Raw genomic sequence first — 23,047 nt, forward strand, 5'->3', positions numbered from 1 at the left:
CTCCAAAAAAACATTTATTTATTGGAGGAATTTTTAATGTCTCGTTATACTGGACCATCATGGAAAGTATCTCGTCGTCTAGGTATCTCTTTATCAGGTACTGGTAAAGAACTAGCTCGTCGCCCTTACAAACCAGGTCAACACGGACCTAACAGCCGTGGTAAAGTTTCTGAATACGGAATGCAATTAACTGAAAAACAAAAATTACGTCATATGTATGGCATGAACGAACGTCAATTCCGTACGTTGTTCATTAAAGCAAGCAAAATCAAAGAAGGTAAACACGGTGTTAACTTCATGGTTTTACTAGAACAACGCTTAGATAACGTTGTTTACCGTTTAGGTCTTGCAACTACTCGTCGTCAAGCACGTCAATTAGTTAACCATGGTCACATCACTGTAGACGGCAAACGTGTTGATATTCCATCATACCACGTTGAAGTTGGTCAAGTGATCGGTGTTCGTGAAAAATCTCAAAACATCTCAACAATTAAAGAAGCGGTTGAAGCAACTGTTGGACGTCCAGCATTCGTAAGCTTTGACACTGAAAAATTAGAAGGTAGCTTCACTCGTTTACCAGAACGTGATGAACTTTACCCAGAAATCGACGAAGCACTTGTCGTTGAATACTACAACCAAAAACTTTAAGATTTCAAAAGGTCGAACTACGGTTCTTACCTTCTTTCAAAACCTTGCCTTTCTTGGCAAGGTTTTTTTCTTTGCCCTATTTACAAAATTGTTTACTTCCGCTAAACTATTGTTAACCAAATAAAAATAATTGGTTAACAATAGAAAGTGAGGCTTCTTATGAATAAATCATCGTTACGCTCTTTAATTTTAGCAGCAGAATTCGCTGTGATTATTGCTGTACTTTCACAATTTACAATTCCATTGGGGATTGTCCCCTTAACTGGACAAACATTTGCCATCGGCTTAACCGCTACCGTTTTGGGCAAGCGAACGGGGACCTACGCTATTTTAATTTACTTCTTATTAGGATTAATTGGTTTACCCGTTTACGCTGGGATGTCTAGCGGGTTCGGTGTACTCTTTGGACCAACTGGCGGCTATTTAATCGGATTTATCTTTAACGGCTTATTAACTGGTTATATTTTAGAAAAAACAACCTTTAACTATACTTGGGCCATTATCGCAAATATTGCCGGCGCCTTAGTTACCTTAGTTTTCGGTATGATTTGGTTGAAATATTCCGCAAATCTGCCGTGGCCAAACGCTTTCGCTGGCGGGTTTGCTCCGTTTATTATTCCTGGTATCATCAAGGCTGTCGCAGCTGCTTATGTTGGTATTTTAATTCGCCAACGCTTTATGAAACGTTTTTTAGCACACCTTTCTTAAGGGGAAAACTTTTTTCTTTTCCTTGTCTGTAGTACACTAAAAGGACAAAGGAGTGAAGTCCATGTCCTCATTATTAAAACGATTAGTTCAGTTGGTTTTGTTAGTCGGCGCTGTCTTGCTGATTCGACACTATGTTTTCTCCCCTGCTGCGGTGAACGGCTCTTCAATGGAACCAACACTTCATAACAACGACCGTTTATGGGTGACCTCGATTAAAAAGCCACAGCGCTTTGATATTATCGCTTTTCCCAGTCCTCGCAACGGCCAACGAGTAGCCAAACGTTTAATTGGTTTACCTGGCGAAACAGTCGAGTATCGCGATGATACCCTTTATATTAATGGTGTATCACTCAGTGAAGATTACTTAGCAAGTGCTAAACGAAATGTCTCTAAAAATGAAAATTATACCCAAGATTTTACGCTAGAGACCTTAGAAGCCACCCAATCCCTGACCGTTCCAGAAGGCATGTATTTTGTCTTGGGGGATAATCGCCCGCGCTCAGATGACAGTCGTTACTTTGGCTTTGTTAAACAAGCGAGTGTGGAAGGTGTTTTGACTTTTCGTTATTATCCGTTAGATAAAATTGGCTTTCCATAAAAATAATAAACCGCCCTCAAAAAGTCTAACTTTTTGGGGGCGGTTTACTATTTTTTTAAGGTCCAGTGACTAAGTTCCACGTCACCGTTCCTTGATATTTCTCATTTATTTTCCCTTGATTGGCAGGGACTTCTAATTTCACATTGGCAAAATCAAAATCTAATTGATAGACATCATTACCTGTAAATTGGTTATTAAGAATTACTGGTGTAGATGTGCCGTCACTCGTCAAAGTTAAGGCTTTCGTAACCCCAACTTTATTTGTTAACTCTGTGACTTGATTATAGTTTTCGATTGCTATAACATCCGCACTTCCTAATAATAAACGCGTACTAGTTGGCAAACTATCAGCTGACGCTGTTAACTGTGACAATTGTGCTGTTAACTGCCAATTAGGTTGGCTTGTCTTTATTCGTAGATATGGATTACGTGTGCCGTTGCCATAGTAATCAGCGGCTTTTTTCAGTCCGTACTGCTTAGTGCTACTGTTAATCGTAATTTTCCCAAAATCAAATGTTGGTGTACTAATGAAACCTTCTTCTACTGGTGTTGGCGTAATCGTTTGATCTTCTCCTTGAATACGTACAAAGTTACTAGCTGTCACTGCAGAAAAGTTTCCACTAGCTGTCATTTCTGCGGTTAAAAGTTGTCTTGGTTCTCCCGTGATTTTCGCTGTACCCACTGTCACTAAGGCTTCACCGTTCACAGGAATCTCTATATCCAAATTAACCCCTGCTTGCCATTGTTCTGCCGTCACTGGAATAATTTTATTTGGTGTATTACCAATACGAACAGCTAATTGTGTCGGTACCGAAATACCTGCCGCCCATTTGGCAGTTGGGGCTAGTTTAACGTTGGTCAATGGAACTTCACTGGTGTTTTTTAGTCTAACTGTCCAAACCATAGAAGCTTCATTTGGGATCACTTCTAGTAACCGACTAACCGTCATTTCTGCTGTTGGCTGGACTTCCTCATAGACTGCTGTCATGTCGTCTTTATCGTCGTAAGTCACAGCGTAACTTGGTGTTTTAGTCGTTGTCAAGGTACCTGGTTTGATTTTACCTTTGTACCAGCCTCTGAACTTATAGAATTTGTCTCCTGTTGTATAAGTGTCTGGTAAGGCTTTCGTACTAGCGTAAGTGAAATTATCACTATCAATCACTGTTTGTTTCCCTTGCGCGAAGCCTGTTGGCGGCGTAATTTTAGCGCCGCTTGGATCCACAAAGTTTTCAGTGACTCGGCGATTTTCTAAATAATAGTAGATTGTTCCCTCTGGAGAAGCTAGGTTATAGTTTTTTCCGACTGTCCCTGAATAAATTCCCATAGCATACAACGTGTTATTCGGGTCCCATGTCCAAAAAGCTCGTCTGGTTCTAAAAAAAGTTCCAGCGTCAGTTAATTTGAAGGCTTCTGCTCCGTCAGCTTGAGAAACAACCGTATATGGCGCTTCTATATTTTTCCGGATCTCTTTGCTCATAGGATACTTTGTTTTGTCTCCCGTATAAGTAGCTAGCGGTGTAATCGACATTGTCTTATATTGTTTAGGAATCGTATGATTAACAGACCTTGCACCATATGTCTTAAGCTTCTCTATCGGGAAATCATATGACTTGCCAGGAATCGATAATTTTTTTAATTTACTCATCACTTCATCAGTTCCTTGGATTTTCCCTAATACTGTTGATTCAGTTTCGTCACTTTCACCTAATTCGGCTTCTACAGAAAAGCCTGCTGTATTCAATAGGTTACCTGCCTCATCAACATAACCAAAGTACACATCTTTGGCTGGTAAATTATACGTTTTCATCACGACTTCTTCATAGACTACCGTCAAATCATCATCATCATTATAAGTGACTGGATAACTGGGAGCTTTGGTCGTCGTCAAGGTGTCTGGTTTGTTTTTACCTTTGTACCAGCCTTTGAACTGATAGGTTTTCGTGCCGACTTTATAGGTATCTGGCAAATCTCCGCTTTGCTTAAAGGTGTACGAATCACTAGTAATTACTGTTTTTTTCCCTTGAGTGAAACCCGACGGTGCGGTGATTTTAGTACCATTGGTATCTACGAAGTTTTCCGTAACACGACGATTTTCTAGGTAAAGATACATCCGTGCATTTTCATCTAGCGTATAGATAATCGGTTCTACTCCTTTACCAGTGCTAGTAGCACTTAGTAGTGTCGCAAGCCTAACATTTGCAGGCATTGATGACCAGTATATACCGCTCATCGTAAACTTTTGTGGATCTGTTGTCGGGTCAAGACCAATTCGCCATCCAGTTGTATCGATGTCACTTTTGACACCACTTCTTAAACTAAGACGATACGTTTCTGGAATAGGATAGGCTGTACCTGTATAATTAGGGCCAGGTTGATACGTTACGGTTTTATACATTTTGGGCAACGTAAAGGTTGCATTGCGAACTCCATATTGCAACTGTGTAGGTCTTTCTGTATCGAAAACCCGACCTGGTATAGTGATTTCTTTTACTGCGCTATTATCGTTAGTCGGAACTGGGCCAATTGGCGTTACTTTGCCATCCGCAACCTCAACTAATTCTCCAGTAAAGCCATAACGATCAGCAAATGTCAGCCCCCCTGTTTCATTGATAAATAGGACACGATACATGCGATCAGGCAAAGTCACTGGATTCTGAATCGCCTCATACATCACTGTCAAATCGTCATTCCCATCATAGATCACCGCATAGCTTGGCGCTTTAGTCGTGGTCAAGGTACTTGGCTTGGTTTTGCCTTTGTACCAGCCTTTGAACTGATAGGTTTTGCCGTCTGCTTGATACGTGTTTGGCAAAGTACCGCTTTGTTTGAAGGTGAAGTCATTGCTGGTCATTGGTGTTTTCTTGTTTTGGGTAAAACCTGTTGGCGGTGTAATGGCTACGCCGTTAGCATCTACGAACTTTTCGGTGACTTGTTTACGGGTGACTTTGTATTTCGCAACATATGGATGTGGTTCTGTATCGGCATTAAATCCTATTAATAACGCTGTAACTGGCGAGTCAGGCCTTCCTGTTACCATAGCTGTTACAGGAAGAACGGTGTAAACTGTTCCTGCTCCCCATTTTGACTGAATAGAGAAAGTATTATCTGTATTGTTTTTTATAAAATTCTTCTCAACAGCATTATGACTCACTCCTACTGTTGTCAAAGGAGGTCCAGCTATTCCATTAAAATTATAATAATATCCTGGTACACTGGTTGTTGTAAGCTCAATTTTATCTACGTAACGTAAAGGTGTTGTAATTTGTAACTTATTAATTCCTAATCCTCGTTGTGTATACCCAGTTGGAAGGACTTCAGACAGGTTACTGGGTACTTGCATTGCATTCTGTGTCACTACTTTATGTCTATTATTTACTGTAGATTTACTAGATACCATCGGATACATTGTATCTGTATAACGTACTACTTGTGTAGTAGAAGCAAGCCAATGGACGTACTCTCCAGTAATATTTAGAGGTTCTGTAAATGCTTTATTCTCTTCATCAAAAAACTCAGCATTAAAACCTGGGAATACCGGTGAATAAACAACTGCCTTAGCTAGCTTTTTATTAGCTTCTTTCAGTATATCCTTCGCCACTATGCTATTGGCATCATTCACAATCTTTCTGTCTGTTTCTTCTTGTTTCTCTATCTCTTTCTTTTCTTCTTCCTGACTCGTTTCAGTCGTTTCTTGACTGCTTTCCGTACTTTCTTGCGTTGCGCTACTTGCTGGTGTTGCTTCCTTAATACTATTTGCCACTGTCGGGCTACTTTCACTCGTGACTGTTTCCGCAATGGCTGTTACGCCAGAAAAGGCGTTAATCACTAAAGAACTACACAAGCCAATGGTTGCTAATCGTTGCCAGTTAATTCTCTTCATGTCGTCCCTTCTTTCTATGTACCATTCCCGCCAAGCCGATGAAGGCTAAGCTGAGAATGCTAAGATTTGCTTGACCCTTGTTCCCTCATACAGGGCGCAAGGGTCAGTCGTGATAGCTTGTGCTGAACCACCTCTTAGGTGAGTTCCTTGTTGGAAGTAACTTTTGCCATTTTTGATTCATGCTCTTCTCCTTTTTATGTATTGATTTATTGTTCATTGGTATATGTACACCTTTTAATTTTCTCCATTATTTTATCAAAAAAAGGCGGGCTTGAAATTTCAAATTTTGCTACAGACAAGTGACTTTTCCGACGATTCCTATTATACCAAGGCGGAAGAGTCCTTTTTCACTGGAAAAATGCGCGAAAATCAAGAAAATCTGCCATTTCGCTACTGATTCTCAGCTAAATTCCTTAATCTTTATAAATAAAAGCTCAAAATGTTAGTATTCGATACTAACATTTTGAGCTTTCCTCATGATAACTTAACTATTTTAAGGACCTGTCACTAAGTTCCACGTAACTGCGGCTTGGTATTGTTGCCCTTTGACCCCTTGGTTGGCTGGCACTTCAAGTTTGACATTGTTGAAGGTGAAGTCCAATTGATAGATATTACTCCCAGTGAATTGCTGGTTGGCAATAATCCTAGTGGCCGTGTTGTTGGCATTCAAACTAATGGTACTCGTAGTACCGACCGCATTTTTCAATTCGGTAGGTTGGTTGTAATTTGAGAAACTCGAAACAGGCGCCGTCCCTAATAATAAGCGGGTTGCTGTAGGCAAGCTGTCTGTCGCTGATTTCGGTTGCGACAGTTGCGCCGTTAAGCTCCAATTCGCTTGGGTTTTCTTGATCCGCAGATAGGGATTGCGTGTGCCGTTGCCATAATAATCAGCGGCTTTTTTCAAGCTGTGCTGTTGCGTGCTTCCCGCTACCCCAACTTGACCAAAATTGAAGGTTGGAACGCTGATGAAGCCTTCAGCCGTTGGTGTCACAATTGCTTGATCATTGTCTTTCACACGTACGGTGGCCGAAGTAGAAACACCACTGTAATTCCCACTGGTGGTAATCCCAGCGCGCAAGACTTGCCCCGCTGTCCCCGTTGCTTTCGTGGTAAACTGAACCGTGGCAGATTTCCCTGCGGGAATGTCAGTGCCTAAGCTAACACCATTGGTCCACGTAGTTGCTGTGACGGGGACTGTTTTCGCGGTGCCGCCAGCTGGCGTGACAATCATGGCAGTTGGTGCTGCTAAGCCAGTTGTCCAAGCGGTTGATTTCTTGATGGTCGCCGTGGTTAGTGGCGCTTGGCTTGTATTGGTAATTGTGGCACGCCAGGTGACATTGCCGCCGCTAGTCACGGTTTCAGCGGTAATGCGAGTTAAAGCGACACTTGCTTTCGGCACTTCTTCCTTATACATCGCCGTCATGTCGTCATTGCCATCAAAAGTTGTATTGTATGTTGGCGTAGTGCTGGTTGTTAAAGTATTAGGCTTGGTTTTACCTTTGTACCAGCCTTGGAAAGTATAGGTCTTGCCACCTGCGGTATAAGTTGCTGGCAAGGCTTTTGCGGCTGTGTACTTGAAGGTGTTGCTAGTCATGGGAATTTGATTCCCTTGCGTGAAACCTGTTGGCGGCGTGATTTTAGTGCCGTTGGTGTCCACGAAGTTTTCGGTGACTTGTTTACGGGTGACTGTGTAGTTCATCGTATGTTTATAGTCTGGAGTACCATCAAATCCAAATAATCTTGGCTTACTGCTATTGCTTACTAACAATAACATTGCAGGAACTATATGCGAAAACGTTCCATTTCCCCAAATTGATTTTATCGCAAAAGTGTTATCTGCTTGCTTAACAAATGTTTTATCAATAGCGTTTAATCCTATCTGAGAAGTATTATTCAAGTTGACTCCAATGTCTGCAATTCCAGCATAGTCATACATTGTAGTGCGCGTGTCAGTAGCTTCTATCTTATCAACATATTTCATTTGATTGGTAATATCTAAGTTATTTAATGCGTACCCTCTATTAGCAATGTCAGCAGGCATGGCTGTCCAATAATTATTTGGCACTGCAACACTACTCGTTGTTTCAATCTTATACTTATTTGTCACTGTTGTATCGCGCTTACCTGTCATTGGATAAAAGACGCCCTTCGTTTCAAAAACAGTGGTGCCTGTTTTTCTGAGATACTCAGTATAATTTCCAGAAAGAGTTAGCAAATTAGTAAAAGCTTTGCCTTGTTCATCAACAAATTGCGCATAGAACCCTGGATAAATAGCTGTTACTTCTTCATACACCACATTCAAATCATCATTATCATTATAGGTTACCCCATAACTTGGTGCTTTCGTCGTGGTTAAAGGCTCGGTTTTGGTTTTCCCTTTGTACCAGCCTTTGAACTTGTAGGTCTTACCGCCTGTTGTGTAGGTATCAGGTAAGGTACCTGCTTGTTTGAAGGTGTATGGGTCACTGGTAATCGCTGTTTGTTTTCCTTGGGTGAAACCTGTTGGTGGTGTAATTTTGGCACCGCTTGTGTCTACGAAGTTTTCGGTGACTTTGCGGTTGGTTAAATAGTAGTAGACAGGTTTATCTATTACATAATAGACGGCTGTATTTGATATCAGATCGGGAATATAGACAATCTCTCGCAAGTAAGCAGGCACCTGAACATCGATTGGTGCTGCTGGAATCGGTTTGTTAAAAACAAACGATTGGTTCCCACTTTTCTTTAGTTCAAACCAGCTAGAAAGATTTTTGTGTAAGCCTTCAACAGATGGTTCTGAACTATTATTATTTTGGACATTTGGAAACGGATAGCCTGCATCAAAAGTACCACTCTTGTTATAAACACTGATTTTCCCATAGTATTTGGGCAGTGTAAAGGTTAAATTAGCCGCACTATATTGTGTACTTCGATCACTCAGTATTTCAAGAGATTGCGCAGGATAAGCAATTTCCTTCAAATTGTTTTTGGTTGGTGCAACTTGACCTTTTTCAAGACTGACTGTTTTCCAGTCATTGACATTATTTGTTAACAACTCCCCACGCCATTTGTCATAAGTCAACCCAATTGTTGAAGCATCTACTCGTTTGCCAGACTCGTCCACGAACCCGAATTGATAGGTCAGCGCTGGGAAGTCAAAAAACTCAATCTCCTCATACACCACCGTCAAATCATCATCATTGTTATAAGTCACCGCATAGCTTGGTGCTTTGGTGGTGGTCAAGGTGTTTGGCTTGGTTTTGCCTTTGTACCAACCTTTGAACTTATAGGTTTTGCCGTCTGCTTGATAGGTATCTGGCAAGGTGCCACTTTGTTTAAAAGTGTACGCTTCACTATTAATAACCGTTCGCTTTCCTTGTGTGAATCCTGATGGTGGTGTAATTTTTTGTCCGTTACTATTAACAAAATTCTCATAAAGCTTTTTGTAATAAATATAATAATTAATAGTAGCACCAGAATTCCCTTTATTGAACTGTCCTGTTGTTCCTACAAGATTGTCACTAAACATAATATTGGTGCTTACTCCGCTATTAGAACTACGATTCGTTATACGCCATGTCTTACCAGTCGCTTTAGTAAAGTTATATGTTGAAATATCATAGTTACTTCTCGTATAAGTTGTTGATGTGTACGCTCTGGAAGTCATCACACCTGTTCGGCTGTCTGGAAGTGTTGCTTTAGGTGGTGCTAACACAATTTTATCAATTCTATTGGTGGTAGCTGTAGCAAAATTAATCGCAATATCGTTACTAAAGAAAAACCACGAACCCCCGTTACTAGTACCTATATTTTTTAGTCCTGTATCAAACCTATAAAGCCCACTACCAGCATTTGTCATAGTTAAAGGATATCTTAACAGCGTCCCTTCTACTCTCGAATTGGTTGATTTAAATAATACTGGGTTTATGGAAAGACTCATTTGTTCCTTACTAGCCACTCCATCCTCATCGTAAAATTTTAAATTCCCTTTCAAACCTAAGTTACCAGAAAATCTATCCACATACGTCATTTCATTTCGTCTATTCACTGCGCCAAATCCATTAAATCGAATCGTGGAATCGATATATTTTTTTTCGTTGTGTGTACCCGAAGTAATTCTTGTCTGAAAATACAATGTTTTGATATACCCAGTATTTCCAGAAGTTCGCCCGTGTAGATGATTGATAAATGCAGTGACCGTCCTAGTCGACTCTGTCCAAACAAAATATTCGCCACCACTATTGGCATTATGAGAGCCTTCTCCTATAACTACATTTTGTTCCTCGGGGCCAACTTTGATAATAACTGACGTTGGTCTAGTCATTCCAGCTGCCAATTTTGATTCAATTCGAATCGGACCAACAATATCTGAATTTGTATCATCTGTTGTAATATTTTCCAGTTTCATTCGATAATCAACTACATCGTTAAGACGAACCGTGGTTCTATTCGTGGTTCCTGTAGCTGCCCAGACAAATGCTCTAGGCATAATTTTCGCTTGAATACCAGATGGTTCCAGCAGATTTTCTTCTTGAGCTATTTCCGTTGTATCTTCTTGTTCCACTGTTTCCTGTGTCACTTCTTCCCGACTCGTTTCAGTCGTTTCTTGACTGCTTTCCGTACTTTCTGGCGTTGCGCTACTTGCTGATGTTGCTTCCTTAGCGCTACTTGCTACTGTCGGACTACTTTCAATCGTGATTGTTTCCGCAACTGCGGTCACGCCAGAAAAAGCGTTAATCACTAAAGAACTACACAAGCCAATGGTTGCTGGTTGCTAATCGTTGCCACTTAGTTTGCTTCATGTCGTCCCTTCTTTCTCTGGACCATTCCGACAAGACCAATCAAGACAAGACCAAGAATGCTAAGATTTGCCTGACTCTTGCTCCCTGTACGAGGGAGCTGCGAGCCAGTTGTGGTGGTCTGTGTCGAACCACCACTTCGTTGATCTCCTTGCGGAGGACCAGCTGGTTCCTTGGAATCAGCAGCTGGCTCATCTGTTTTCGGTGGGGCATCTTTAGGAGCGGGTGTTGCCGGATTTTGGTAAAATTCAATTCCCACCGAACTAGAACCACCCTCAGATGCTTCAACATTTATAAAAAAACTAGGGGAAAATAGTAAACACGCAATTATTAAATAACGCTTTTTTTCATTTAAAAACCTCCTTTTAACTCATTCACATTCTTCTATATAAAGAATGCGTAAACAACCTTTTTCATACCTTTATAATAGCAAAGAACTCTTTGTTCAAAACATCATTTTTTTTCATTTGACAACATCTATTCGCGAAAATCCCTTATTAAGCAAGGGTTGCTACTCTTGTTATTTAAACAAAAAAGGCTATCAAAACGTACTTTTCCATAGAAATCAGCCAGTCATCTCTTAATTTTTTTCAAAAAAACTACAGAAAAGCTCACAATGTTAGTAATTAAAACTAACATTGTGAGCTTTTCTCATTTTTGACGATTGGATAATTCGATAAAATAACACTAAAACACAAAATAACTGTCTGTTTCTCTTATTGGGCAACAGCTAATTGATACAATGGCAGGAGTTGTTGATAGGTTGCCAACATATAAGCTCGTGCTTTTTCAGGTTTTTGCCACAAGTCACTATCTTTGGGAATGATGCGCCCAATTTCAAACTCACCTTTTTTTACATCTCTAAAACGAGTTAAGGCTTTCTCTAAATCCGTTTCTGGCAGCGGAGTAATTTGAGGAACCGTATGATCCAAGGAAACATACGTATCTTCTGGTAATGCTTGGAATAATTGCTGATTCTCTAAAAAGGCTTGCGCAATCTGCTTTTCATTTTTAGGATTATCAATGAATGACAACCACATAAACACATAGTCGCCCCAAATGCCTAATTGAAAATGCGGTTGCATTTTATACCCGCGCTTATTCGGACTAAGTGCTGACCAAGTATTTTCTGGTGGATACACGGTGCGACGGCGATGTTGCGCAATATGGACAAACAACTCCGTTCCTAGTTCAGGCGCTAGTTGTTCGGCAAAATACGTGTCTAATTCTTGAAAAATAGGTTGAATTTGCGCACGGATAACCGCCATTCGTTCATCTAATCCAGCAACTTCAAAGGCTGCGAATTCTTTTTCTGTAAACATCAACATTTCTCTAATTCCTCTCTTAACTTGTCTTCCGCTTCTATTTTTGTCGATTTTGCCATGTTTCCAGTGTCATCCCACGATAAACATCTGTGACAATTTTCCCTTTACTAATTCGGGTATTGGGCAGTGTTCCTTCGTAGGTAAAACCAATTTTCTCCATGACACGACCAGAAGCTGGATTGTCTTGATCATGTAAAGCAAAGATTCTCATGAGTTTCATTTTTGCAAAACCCAGTTCAACTAACGCCGTCGCGGCTTCAGGCATGTAGCCATTGCCCCAAAAGGCACGGTTCAAGACATAGCCTAATTCTCCAATATTATTGGTTTCATTGACCCGCAAATCAATCGTGCCAATCATTTTGCCCGTTTCTTTCACTTCAATCCCATATTTTCCTAAAGGTTCCCCCATAAAAAATTTAGCAATGTTTTGTCTTGTTTCAGCGATTGTTTGATTTTTCAAAAACACATAGCGGACCGTTTCCTCATCTGAAGCATATTCGTACATATCCTCTGCATCGGCTAATGTGACGGGCCTTAAAATCAAGCGTTCGGTTTCGATTCGTTGGTTTTCTGCAAAAATCAATGGATAATTCATGAGCAAAACTCCCTACTTTTCTACATACTTTACCGAAAAACAGCGAAACACGCAAGGAAAATCGGCATTTCCCTTGCGTGTTTCTTTAATTAGCGTTTAAGCGAATGATGGCAATGATCGTCTGAACAGCTTTGGCCATTGATTCAACGGTAATGAATTCATATTGCCCATGAAAATTCTCGCCACCTGTAAATAGATTAGGCGTGGGAATGCCCATGAAAGAAATCTTAGAACCATCTGTCCCGCCACGAAATGGTGTGATGATTGGTTCAATGTCACAACTTTCCATTGCTTGGACGGCCAATTCTACAGGAGTCCAATCTTTTTCGATGATTTCCTTCATATTATAGTATTGGTCTTGGAAAGTAATTGTTAGTCTGGGTTTATCCGCCAGCGCATTTAAACGTTGGACTTGTTTTTCCAAAAATTGCTTTCTCGCTTGAAAGTTTTCTTGATCATGATCCCGAATGATATAGACAAGTTCTGCTTTTTCAATACTTCCTGTAAATTTATTGAGTAAATAAAATCCTTCATTTCCACGTGTTTGTTCTGGTACTTCCTTTTGCGGTAGTGATTGATCAAGTTGTTCGCCTAATTTAATGGCATTCACTAACGAACCATAGGCCGTTCCCGGATGGACACTGGTTCCCTCAATTGTAATCACAGCTTGAGCGGCGTTAAACGTTTCATACTCGAAATGTCCCACGCGGCCACTGTCGATTGTATACGCAAAAGCGACTGGGAAGTTCGGCGCATCAAATTGATCGGCCCCGCGTCCAATCTCTTCATCTGGACCGAAGGCAAGCCAAACATCGCCCCGCGCTACTTCTGGATGTGCCAAAAAATACTCAACAGCAGCTAAAATCTCGACAATTCCCGCTTTGTCATCTGCTCCTAAAAGTGTGGTTCCGTCTGTAGTAATCAACGTTTCCCCTTGATATTCTTTTAAATTGGGAAATTCAGCAACCGATAAAACGATGCCTTGTTCTTGATTCAAGAGGACATCTTGGCCATCATAATTAGTGATGACTTGGGGACGAATATTTTCTGCTGAAAAATCCGCCGTATCCAGATGTGCAATCAACCCAATACTCTTCGCTACAGGTTGGTTACCCGGCAACCGTGCCGTTAAAAATCCGTTTTGTTCGTTATAATGCACATCGGCCAAGCCTAATTCATGAAGTTCTGTTTCAATCATTTTGGCTAAAACCACTTGACCGACCGTCGTCGGTGTGGTTTGACTGTTGGCATCTGAACGGGTGTTAACTTTCACGTAAGTTAAAAATCGTTCGACTAATTTTTCCATTTTTTACTCCTTCTTCCTGAATCATTCTGTTAAATAGGCATTGCGCAAGTGGAAATAATCCCCATACAAGTGATAACTAATGCCTTTCAATTTAGGATTGATTAGATAATTTGAGGCACTTTGATACAGCGGTACTTGGGCAGCATCTTGGTTCAACAAGATGTCTTCCGCTTCTTTGTATTCTGCAAACTGTTTCTCTGGATTATTGGCATTAATCGTTCGTGCATCTTCTACCAGTTGGTCATATTTGGCATTATGATAATTACCATAATTGTAACTTGATTCTCCTGCATATAAGTTAAAGTAAGAGTCTAATTCACTACTGCCGGCAATCCATCCTGAAAGAGACAACTCATAATTTTTTTCACGTCGCGATTGGTTCACATTATTACTTGGTTGCGATGAAATGGTAATTTCTAAACCTGGCAGATTTTCTTGCAACTGACTTTGAACATATTCAGCAATTCGTTTTCCTTGATCTGTATCTGCCGCCAGCAATGAAAGTTTCACTTTTTTACCGACATCCGCTTGGGCTTTCGTCCATTCAGCTTGGGCTTTTTTGACGTCATTTTTCAAATATTCGCCACTGTATGCTCGGAAATCTTCATCTGTTTCTGGATTCGCATAAAGTTTACTTGGAATCAATCCGTTGAGGGGTTTTGACCCATCGTTTAAGACACTTTGTGTTAAGGCTTCTTTATCAATTGCTTGGCCAATCGCTTTTCGTAAATGAACATTCGCTAATGGCGTTCCTTCTTTTTTGTTGAAATCTAAGAAGTAGTTGGCCACATCTGGATGACTGACATAGCCTGGATCATCTTGATATTGTTGAACATATTGTCCGTTAATGCGAACTAAGTCTAGTTCATTCGCTTGATATAAGTTAATCCCAGTATTATCTTCTTTGATTGTACTAACCGCAACTTCTTCCAGTTTCACTTGATCCGCATCATAGTATTCTGGATTTTTTTTCAATGTCCAAGTATCTGAAGTCGCATCCCAATTGGCTAGCGTAAATGGCCCGCTATAAAGTAAATGTTCACTATCCAAGGCGTAATCTTTGCCTTGCGCTTCGACAAATTTTTGATTTTGTGGCGCTAACCAAGCAATCGAAACGACTGCTAAGAAGGAAGGTTGGGCCTGTTTTAATTCAACAATGAATTCTTTGTCATTAGGGGCTGAAATCCCTAATTCATCGACTGACTTTTCACCGTTGCGTATTTCAAAACTATTTTTAACACTGTCTAGTAAATAGGCATTTGGTCCAATCGTCGCTGGTGTCACCAGTTTTTTCCAAGAATAAACAAAATCTTGGGCCGTGATTGGCTCGCCGTTGCTCCACTTAATCCCCTCCCGCAAGGTAAAGTGGTACTTGCGCCCATCGTCACTAATCTTGACATCTTTAGCTAGAGCTGGCACCGTGGCACTATCATCATCAAACCGATAAAGGCCTTCAAATAAATGTTGTGCCATTGTAAAGGTATTTTTATCTGTTGTTTGTGTTGTATCCAATGTTGAGATTGGTGCAGGTGAACTAATACTGATTTTTTGTTCAGCTGCTAAATTTCCCGAATCTACTTTCTCTGCCGCTTCTTTGGTTCCGCCACATGCGGCTAAAAGAAACCCTGTTGCAATCAAACCTACTACTTTTTTCCCCAATTTCATGTTGTTGCCCCCTCATATTTTTTAAACAAATAAAAAAAGCATTCGTCCTAAAAAGGACGAATGCTTATGCAATCGCGGTACCACCTTTGTTGATCTCTTCGCTAAAAAAGATCCGCTCGTTTCCAGTACAATCATACTGTAGCGCTATAACAGGCGCACCTGAATTGGTTTAAGCGAACGGCTTCAACCAACCTGTTCAAAGGCCATTTTCCCCTTTAACGTCACTACCTCTTCTCACCAAACGAGGCTCTCTGCAAGCTATTTTAAAAAGTACTTTCCTTCTCATCACATTTTGTTCTTTTATTTGTTTCATCAATCATACTGATTTACGGATAGTTTAGCAAACATTTTCGAGGCCGTCAACCACATTTTTAATTTAAAACTTTTTTGTTTTTCATCAAAAAAAGAAAAGAGGTTTCAATTCCTCTTTTCTAAAACAATTTTACTCTAATCCTTTTTTAACATCTTCTATCATCAAATGCATTGATTCTAATCCACCACCGCTTAGATACCAAACATCTGGTTGAAGCATAATGACTTTATCATTTTTACCAGCATCGGTTTTTTGAATCAATTCGTTTGCAGCGACGTTATCTTTTGAATCGTCGCCACCAATTGCTTTGGTGCGATCTACCACAAAGAGAATCCCAGGATTTTTTTCTAAAACATATTCGTAAGAAACACTTTGCCCATGAGTGGAAGCTTCAATCTTATCGTCTGCTGCTTTGAAGCCAAATGTATCATGAATTAAACCGAAACGAGAGCCTTTTCCGTAAGCAGAAAGTTGTCCTTCGTTAACTAACACAACAAGCGCATTATTCGCGCTAGCTTCTGCTTGTTTTTTCACGTCAGCAATTTCTTTTTCTAAGCCGGTTATTTTTTCTTTGGCTACCTCTTCTTTATCAAAAATAGTGCCTAACGTTTCGATATTTTGTTTCGTTGATGCCCAAGGATTTTTGGCATCTACAGCTAAGTAAATGGTTGGCGCAATGGCTTTTAATTGTTCTTGATAATCTTGTTGACGACCAGAAATAATAATCAAGTCTGGTTTTAGTTGATTGATTTTTTCTAAATCTGGTTCTTTAATGCCGCCTGCTGATTCAACTTTTTGGTATTTTTTCAAATACGCAGGGATATTTTTGGTTGGCGCACCTACCACGCGGTCACCGACACCTAGTGCGTCCATTGTATCCAAGGAACCATTATCAAAAACAACGACTTTCTTAGGATTTTTGGGAACGGTTAATTGACCATTGGTGTCTTTGACTGTGACTTCCGTTTTAGCTGTTGTTTCTGTTGTTGCAGAATCTGCTGTTTTTTTATTTGTTTGACAAGCACTTAACATTAACAGTCCCATCATTGAAACTGCCATCATTGCTAAAAATTTCTTTTTCATTCTTTTCCTCCAAAAACGTTATTTTTAAATTGCCCGATTTAGTGATAAAGACAAAAGCGTTTTCCTTCAATTTCACAAATCCGGATATTCATTTCATAAAGATCATTTAAAATACTTGTTTGAATAACTTCTTCTGTTGCGCCATGCGCATAGAGCTTTCCGCCTTTCATGGCGACAATTTCATCTGCATAGCTTGCGGCAAAATTAATATCATGTAGAACAATCAGAATCGTTTTTCCTAGTTCATCCACTAAGCGTTTAAGAATCTGCATCATTTGAACCGCATAATTCATGTCGAGGTTATTTAAGGGCTCATCCAATAAAATATAATCGGTATCTTGGGCTAAAATCATGGCAATATACGTCCGTTGTAATTGGCCCCCAGAAAGGGTATCAATGTATTCTTCCGCCATTTCAGTTAAGCCCAATTGTTCCAGTGCTTCTGTTACTTTTTCGTGGTCAGCGCTTTTTAAGCGACCTTTGGAATAAGGAAAACGACCAAAATTGACCAGTTCTCGCACAGTTAATTTAAGTTGTACACCGTTGGCTTGTTTTAAAAGGGCAATTTTTTGTGAAAAAGCTGATTGCTTCCAGGTTTTTACTTCTTGCTTGTCCAGATAAATTTCCCCGGTATCTTTGGGAATTAAGCGACTCATCATGGCTAGCAGCGTGCTTTTCCCAGCGCCATTTGGTCCAATAAAGGCCGTTAATTTGCCTTCAGAAATAGGTAAATCAATGTCTGAAACGACAAATTTATCGCCATATTTTTTTGATACATCACTCATCTGGATCATGTGCGTTGCTTCCTTTCTGCAATAATTTTCCATATAAAATAAACGCCCCCAACAAATTGAATCACCACACTTAGCGGGGTATTCAAATGAAAGACCTGTTCAACCATCAATTGGCCAAACACCAGTAAAAAGACTGCTATTAAACTCCCTGCCACAAACAGTTCTCGGTGGCGATAGGTTTTCATGAATTGATAACTCATATTGGCCACGATAAAACCTAAAAATGTAATCGGTCCCACTAATGCTGTTGATAAGCCGACCAGACTACTGATCAAACACAACAACACTAATTGAAACTGATTCACAGCAATCCCCAAATTCTGGGCTTGATGGTTCCCTAAATGTAAAACGTCTAAACGGTAACTTTCCCGCCAAAGTATCCCACAAATTATGAGTACCGCCACACCAACGAAAACGAGATACTGACTATTGACGTTACCGAAACTGGCAAACAACTTTCCTTGGAGTAAGTCGTATTCGTTAGGATCCATAATCACTTGTAAAAACGTACTAATACTACTGAAAAAAGTACCTAAAATCATGCCAATCATCAATAATAAAAATAAATCGGATTGATTTTTGCGTAATAGAAAATACGATAAACTAGTACTTAAAAACACCATTAAAAAGACGTTCATCAAAAACGACCCAAGACTTACTTGGCCTAACGCTTGTGCGCCTCCTAAAAGAAAAAATAACACCGTCTGCACAAAGACATACAAGGAATCCATCCCTAAAATGTTTGGCGTTAGGAAATGATTTTGCGTGACTGTTTGAAAACTAATAGTTGAAAAAGCCGCAGCGATTCCAACAAAAATAAAAGCCAATAACTTTTTGCCTCGTAACGCCAAAGCAAAGGACCAATTGCCATACGTGTTATAAGTTAAATAACAAAGGCTCACAATTACTACGGCAGCTAAAAGCAAAAGTAATGAAAGCCATTTTTTTAAAGGCCGTTTCATTGTTTGCGCCCCCTTAGTAATAATAAAATGAACAAAATGCTCCCTAATGTTCCGACAACCACGCTGACAGGAATTTCATAGGGGGCAATCAATACTCGTGCTAAAATATCACAGATTAACAAGAACAAACTCCCGCAAATCCCAGTTAACCACAAGGTATTTTTCATATGATCGCCATAACGTAAAGACACGAGATTAGGAATCACAACCCCTAAAAACGGAATATTCCCCACCATCAATAAAACGATGGCACTTGCTAAAGCAACCAGCGTCAAACCTAAAAACTGAATTCGCTGGTAATGGACGCCAAGACTATTTGCAAATGCTTCACCCATACCAACGACAGTGAAATGATAAGCAAATAAATAAATAACAAACCACAAAGGAATCATTAAGAATAACCATTCATAATTCCCTTTCATAACTGTGGAAAAATTTCCTTGTAACCAAGCAGACATATTTTGAACCAATTGGTATTGATAGGCAAAAAATGTGGCAATTGAACCTAGAATGTTACCAAACATCACGCCCACCAAAGGGACCATCACTTGATTCTTACTTGGTAATAATCGAATGAGCGCTAAGAATAACAAGGTCCCGCTTAGCGCAAAAATAAAAGCAATTGCCGTTCGATAGAGAAACGGAGCTGTTGGGAAAAATAACATTGCGACTAAAATACCCAACCTTGCACTATCGGTTGTTCCAGCGACACTAGGAGCGACAAATTTATTTTGTGTGAGTTGCTGCATAATCAATCCAGAAATACTCATCGTACTACCAGCAATGATTAAACTCAACGTGCGGGGAACACGGGTGGTAAATAAAACAAATTGTTGCTGCGCATCTAATTGAAACAACTGAGAAAGTGCAATGTCCTTCACCCCTATCACTAATGACAATAAGCTGAAAAGTAATAGTAGAACAAACAAACCAATCTTTTTCATGAGAAAACTCCATTTTTATTTAATTGAGAATGATTCTCATTCTTAGTTACAGTGTATGAGAAAACCATCACAAATGCAACCACTTTTTTTCCTTTATTAAAAACTTCTTCTCAAGCCGACTGACCAACGACTTATCTAAGATATGCTATAATGGAGGGAAACGTTAGGAAAGGAGTGTTACTGAATGGCGAATGATGACTTACAACAACGTCTGGATAAAGGAATGTACGGTACGCCCCTCGTTAATCCTGAAGAACAACACAAATACATGGGCACATTTCGTGAACGCTGCCGTCTCTCCATGACCGTCGCTGAAATGAAAGATGCACAGAACCAAAAACATTTATTAGAAGAATTAGCGAAGCATCCTGAAGTTACAGTACTTTTAAATGGCGAAATCTCTTCTGACCTGCAAAGTACCTATATTAAATTATTAAATCAGCATGGCGCAAACTTTAAGATTGTTAACAATTTTGTGGAGAACAACCCTGACTCTCTCGGCTTACTGTTAGCTGAAAAACATGCAGTCGATGAACCTGTGATTGACGTTACAGAAAAATATCCTCAAGCAACCGAAACGCCAAAAGAAGAGCCAACAGCTAAAAAAGGCTTTTGGCAAAAACTATTTCACTCATAAAAAGCTCAAGAAAAGTTATGAGTCATTGGATTGTTTAAACATAAGTTATGAGCGCTTCCATTTTAAATAGAATTATGCTATTATGAAAATGAAAAGAGAGATATGCTACTACATACCTCTCCTTTATACCAACACCAGTTATAAGAACTGGTGGCTTACTGAGTTAAGTTTTTGTTGTTCTTTAACCGTTCAGCCGTCTAAGCTTATGAACGGTTATTTTTTATCGTTTTTCGTTGCTTCAAGGATACCGAAAATCAGTAACGCAACAAGGGTTGCAAAACTAATCATCAATTCCAATGTCGCTTCGATTGACAAAAAAAATACTCCTTTCGTTAAAGTGCATCGGATACACATAGGCATCACCTGCCTCTCTAACTCAGAGCCACCGTCATACAACTTTCATTGGTAATAGTTTTAGTATAACCTATTGGGTTCACCAAGAAAACGTTTTTATAAAGAATACCGCCAAAAAATCTATTATGAATTTTTTGGCGGTATTCTTTTTTTATTGAACCACTTCTGGGTATAAAAGTTTTAAAACGTCCATTGTCAAGCGTCTACCCTGTCCAGCGTAAGGATACACATGCATGTGCATGGCTGGATTAAAGTTCGCTTCAATAATCCCGTACGTTAAGCTATCACGTGTGCCTTTTACGTCTTTGTCAGGAATGATTAAATCAATACCGCAAATTTTGGCTCCTAAAGCAGCTACGGCCTCAATGGCGATTTGTTTATAACTATCATCAATGACATCGGTCATATCAATCGAATCCCCGCCCGTGCTAACATTAGAATTTTCTCGCAAGTACACGATTTGCTCTTTTTCTGGCACAGAATAGATAGTTAAACCTTGTTCTTTCAACATTAGTTTTTCTAAATCATTTAACTGGATTAATTCTAGTGGTGCACGGTGATTGGTCCCCCGCAATGGATTACTATTTTTAGCGGCCACCAATTCTTCTACAGTGTGTTTGCCATCTCCGGTAACATTGGCTGGCACGCGCAACATGATGGCTTTTACATCATTATCTAACACAAAGAACCGATATTCTGTTCCAGGTAAAAATTCTTCAATTAAAACCGCTGTGTCCTCTTTAAAAGCAATCCGTAACGCTTCCGTAAAGTCTTCCAACGAAGCGCCTTCTTTAAAAATGGTAATTCCTAAACCGTAATTCGTTGATTTTGGTTTCACGACAAACGCTTTATTGGCGTAGCGTAAATGTGCTTCTTGTGCCTCAATAAAAGATGAAAATTCTTCACCGCCAGGCACATGGAACCCTGCTGCAGACAAAATTTTCTTTGTCACGGTTTTGTTTTCCATAATCAATGGTACCACGTAGTTATCTTTGCTAGTCATGTTGGCATTTTTGACGTATTCAATGTGCTCGCCATGTTGCAATTTCAAAAATTGCTCTTGTTCATCTAAAATTTCGATTTCCAAACCTTTTTGAATCGCATCAAATAAGAAAATTTGTGTGGATAATTCCATCTCACGGAAACCAGCTAATTGATAAGGGCGTTCAAAGGCCATACTTTGATATTGGTTTCCAAAAATATTTCCCAGTTCACTGTTGGAGTTTTCTTGAATAATCGTCCACATTTTGCCAGAAACGGTGTCTTGTGGATTCCGCAGTTGTTGATAATACTTACCGACAACTTCTTTGCCTTTGCGAATGCCTAGAGCATCTAACATATCAATCATTTCTGAAAAAATCCGATCGCCTTCTGCAATTAACTTAATCGTTTCATGAGGATGACCAAGAGCCACTTGTTCATTAAAAATATCGCCAGTTTTTACCCATTCATCCGCTTCTTCTTTTTCATCTGTCCACAATAAATACAACATGAAATAATGTAAGAAATCCACAGTATCTTCCACAATGCCTAAACGTGAAAAAGGATTTAAGTCTAAATTACGCAACTCGATATAGCGAATACCTGTTTTAGGCAGATCAGACATTTGTTTCCCGCCACGTAAGCGCACAGGCGCATAAAATTCTTTTTCTTCAGAAAGTAAACCATTTTCCACCATGCGATGAATATCTTCTAAATAGCGTTCCAATGAGGCATACGATACTTTCACATTGTCATGATTTCTGTAGCCATACGTACTATTCCGAATACTGCGAATGGGTTCTTGCGGCTGGTCGTCATAGACCCTAAAGTAGCCGTCTTCACTAACTGGCGAAGCCCCAAAAAGATACGTAATTAACCAACGATAACGTAAAAAGTTACGGGCAACTTTCATGTACACTTTCGTTTTAAATTGTTTGCAATCTGTCACTTCGGATTGTTCATCATATAATTGCTGAATCAGGGCTTGGTCATATTCAAAATTAAAATGAATTCCGCTGACCATTTGTTTTCGTTTGCCATACTCTTTTGCCAAATAACGACGATATAACACTGCATCATATTGATCTAATTTAGCAATTTTAATCTCTTCATCTTTTGTTGGTAATTGTGGCGGCATACTTAATGGCCACAACATTTCATCTTCTGGAATCGAACGACGAGCCACATCGTGAATGGCATCTAAAAAACGAAGCATTTCTGTGCCGCTATTTGCTACAGGCGTGATTAGTTCTAATTGTGTTTCACTAAAATCTGTTTGAATATATGGATGATAAGAACGGTTACCAAAAACCGTGGGATGATCAGTTGTCGCTAAAAGCCCTTCTCGTGTACTACGTTGGTTTTCTTTTTCTAAACCAAAACGAGCCATCAATACGTAAGGACGAACATTTTTCTTTTGCATTAATTCTCTATAATTCATCTTGTCGCCTTTCTTTCTACAAACTATCTGTTTCT

At 39.7% G+C, this 23,047-nt stretch carries 17 protein-coding genes and 1 other annotated feature; of the genes, 4 read left to right on the forward strand and 13 right to left on the reverse strand.

The window, feature by feature from the left end; all coding sequences use genetic code 11:
• Positions 1–36 precede the first annotated feature (36 nt).
• The 3 genes from rpsD (at position 37) to lepB (ending at position 1,954) form a co-directional block, all read left to right on the forward strand.
• Positions 37–648, forward strand: coding sequence for a 30S ribosomal protein S4 (gene rpsD, locus IGI63_RS08225; protein WP_002365342.1), 612 nt, complete (start codon positions 37–39; stop codon positions 646–648).
• Between the two features lie 159 nt (positions 649–807).
• Complete coding sequence (locus IGI63_RS08230) at positions 808–1,356, forward strand: biotin transporter BioY (RefSeq protein ID WP_429975637.1); 549 nt, start codon at positions 808–810, stop codon at positions 1,354–1,356.
• A gap of 61 nt (positions 1,357–1,417) precedes the next feature.
• A complete protein-coding gene (lepB, locus tag IGI63_RS08235) occupies positions 1,418–1,954 on the forward strand; it encodes a signal peptidase I (RefSeq protein WP_010707024.1) in 537 nt (178 codons plus the stop codon).
• Between the two features lie 55 nt (positions 1,955–2,009).
• Here the strand turns inward: lepB and IGI63_RS08240 are convergent, their stop codons facing one another.
• From IGI63_RS08240 to IGI63_RS08290, 11 genes are all read right to left on the reverse strand, one after another.
• A complete protein-coding gene (locus IGI63_RS08240) occupies positions 2,010–5,834 on the reverse strand; it encodes a WxL domain-containing protein (protein ID WP_429975638.1) in 3,825 nt (1,274 codons plus the stop codon).
• Between the two features lie 493 nt (positions 5,835–6,327).
• A complete protein-coding gene (locus IGI63_RS08245) occupies positions 6,328–10,554 on the reverse strand; it encodes a WxL domain-containing protein (RefSeq protein ID WP_429975639.1) in 4,227 nt (1,408 codons plus the stop codon).
• Between the two features lie 47 nt (positions 10,555–10,601).
• Positions 10,602–10,943: an LPXTG cell wall anchor domain-containing protein gene (locus IGI63_RS08250; protein ID WP_429975990.1), complete on the reverse strand. Its 342-nt coding sequence runs from the start codon at positions 10,941–10,943 to the stop codon at positions 10,602–10,604.
• Positions 10,944–11,328: 385 nt separating this feature from the next.
• Entirely contained in the window at positions 11,329–11,940 is a 612-nt protein-coding gene (locus IGI63_RS08255) for a YktB family protein (protein ID WP_429975640.1), read from the reverse strand.
• Between the two features lie 34 nt (positions 11,941–11,974).
• Complete coding sequence (locus IGI63_RS08260) at positions 11,975–12,532, reverse strand: GNAT family N-acetyltransferase (protein ID WP_429975641.1); 558 nt, start codon at positions 12,530–12,532, stop codon at positions 11,975–11,977.
• Between the two features lie 85 nt (positions 12,533–12,617).
• Complete coding sequence (pepT, locus tag IGI63_RS08265) at positions 12,618–13,838, reverse strand: peptidase T (RefSeq protein ID WP_429975642.1); 1,221 nt, start codon at positions 13,836–13,838, stop codon at positions 12,618–12,620.
• Between the two features lie 21 nt (positions 13,839–13,859).
• Complete coding sequence (locus IGI63_RS08270) at positions 13,860–15,503, reverse strand: peptide ABC transporter substrate-binding protein (protein WP_002359061.1); 1,644 nt, start codon at positions 15,501–15,503, stop codon at positions 13,860–13,862.
• Positions 15,504–15,552: 49 nt separating this feature from the next.
• Positions 15,553–15,798 (reverse strand) — a binding site (T-box leader).
• A 147-nt stretch (positions 15,799–15,945) separates the two neighbouring features.
• Complete coding sequence (locus tag IGI63_RS08275) at positions 15,946–16,899, reverse strand: siderophore ABC transporter substrate-binding protein (RefSeq protein WP_002370087.1); 954 nt, start codon at positions 16,897–16,899, stop codon at positions 15,946–15,948.
• A gap of 38 nt (positions 16,900–16,937) precedes the next feature.
• Positions 16,938–17,693 (reverse strand): ABC transporter ATP-binding protein, encoded by a 756-nt coding sequence (locus IGI63_RS08280; protein WP_429975643.1) that lies wholly within the window; start codon positions 17,691–17,693, stop codon positions 16,938–16,940.
• Positions 17,690–18,655 (reverse strand): iron chelate uptake ABC transporter family permease subunit, encoded by a 966-nt coding sequence (locus tag IGI63_RS08285; protein WP_002367415.1) that lies wholly within the window; start codon positions 18,653–18,655, stop codon positions 17,690–17,692. Before IGI63_RS08285 ends, IGI63_RS08280 begins: the two co-directional genes overlap by 4 nt.
• Positions 18,652–19,599: an ABC transporter permease gene (locus IGI63_RS08290; protein ID WP_002354960.1), complete on the reverse strand. Its 948-nt coding sequence runs from the start codon at positions 19,597–19,599 to the stop codon at positions 18,652–18,654. The genes IGI63_RS08285 and IGI63_RS08290 overlap by 4 nt, the downstream gene beginning before the upstream one ends.
• Positions 19,600–19,783: 184 nt before the next feature.
• On the opposite strand from IGI63_RS08290, the gene IGI63_RS08295 reads away from it, so the two are divergent.
• Complete coding sequence (locus IGI63_RS08295; RefSeq protein ID WP_002354958.1) at positions 19,784–20,236, forward strand: YueI family protein; 453 nt, start codon at positions 19,784–19,786, stop codon at positions 20,234–20,236.
• A gap of 213 nt (positions 20,237–20,449) precedes the next feature.
• Here the strand turns inward: IGI63_RS08295 and IGI63_RS08300 are convergent, their stop codons facing one another.
• Positions 20,450–20,551, reverse strand: a complete 102-nt coding sequence (locus IGI63_RS08300) for a putative holin-like toxin (protein WP_021164442.1) — start codon at positions 20,549–20,551, stop codon at positions 20,450–20,452.
• A 190-nt stretch (positions 20,552–20,741) separates the two neighbouring features.
• Complete coding sequence (gene gshAB / locus IGI63_RS08305) at positions 20,742–23,012, reverse strand: bifunctional glutamate--cysteine ligase/glutathione synthetase (protein WP_429975644.1); 2,271 nt, start codon at positions 23,010–23,012, stop codon at positions 20,742–20,744.
• Positions 23,013–23,047: the final 35 nt, after the last annotated feature.

The sequence above is a fragment of the Enterococcus sp. DIV0086 genome (assembly GCF_050498705.1).
Lineage (GTDB): Bacteria > Bacillota > Bacilli > Lactobacillales > Enterococcaceae > Enterococcus > Enterococcus faecalis.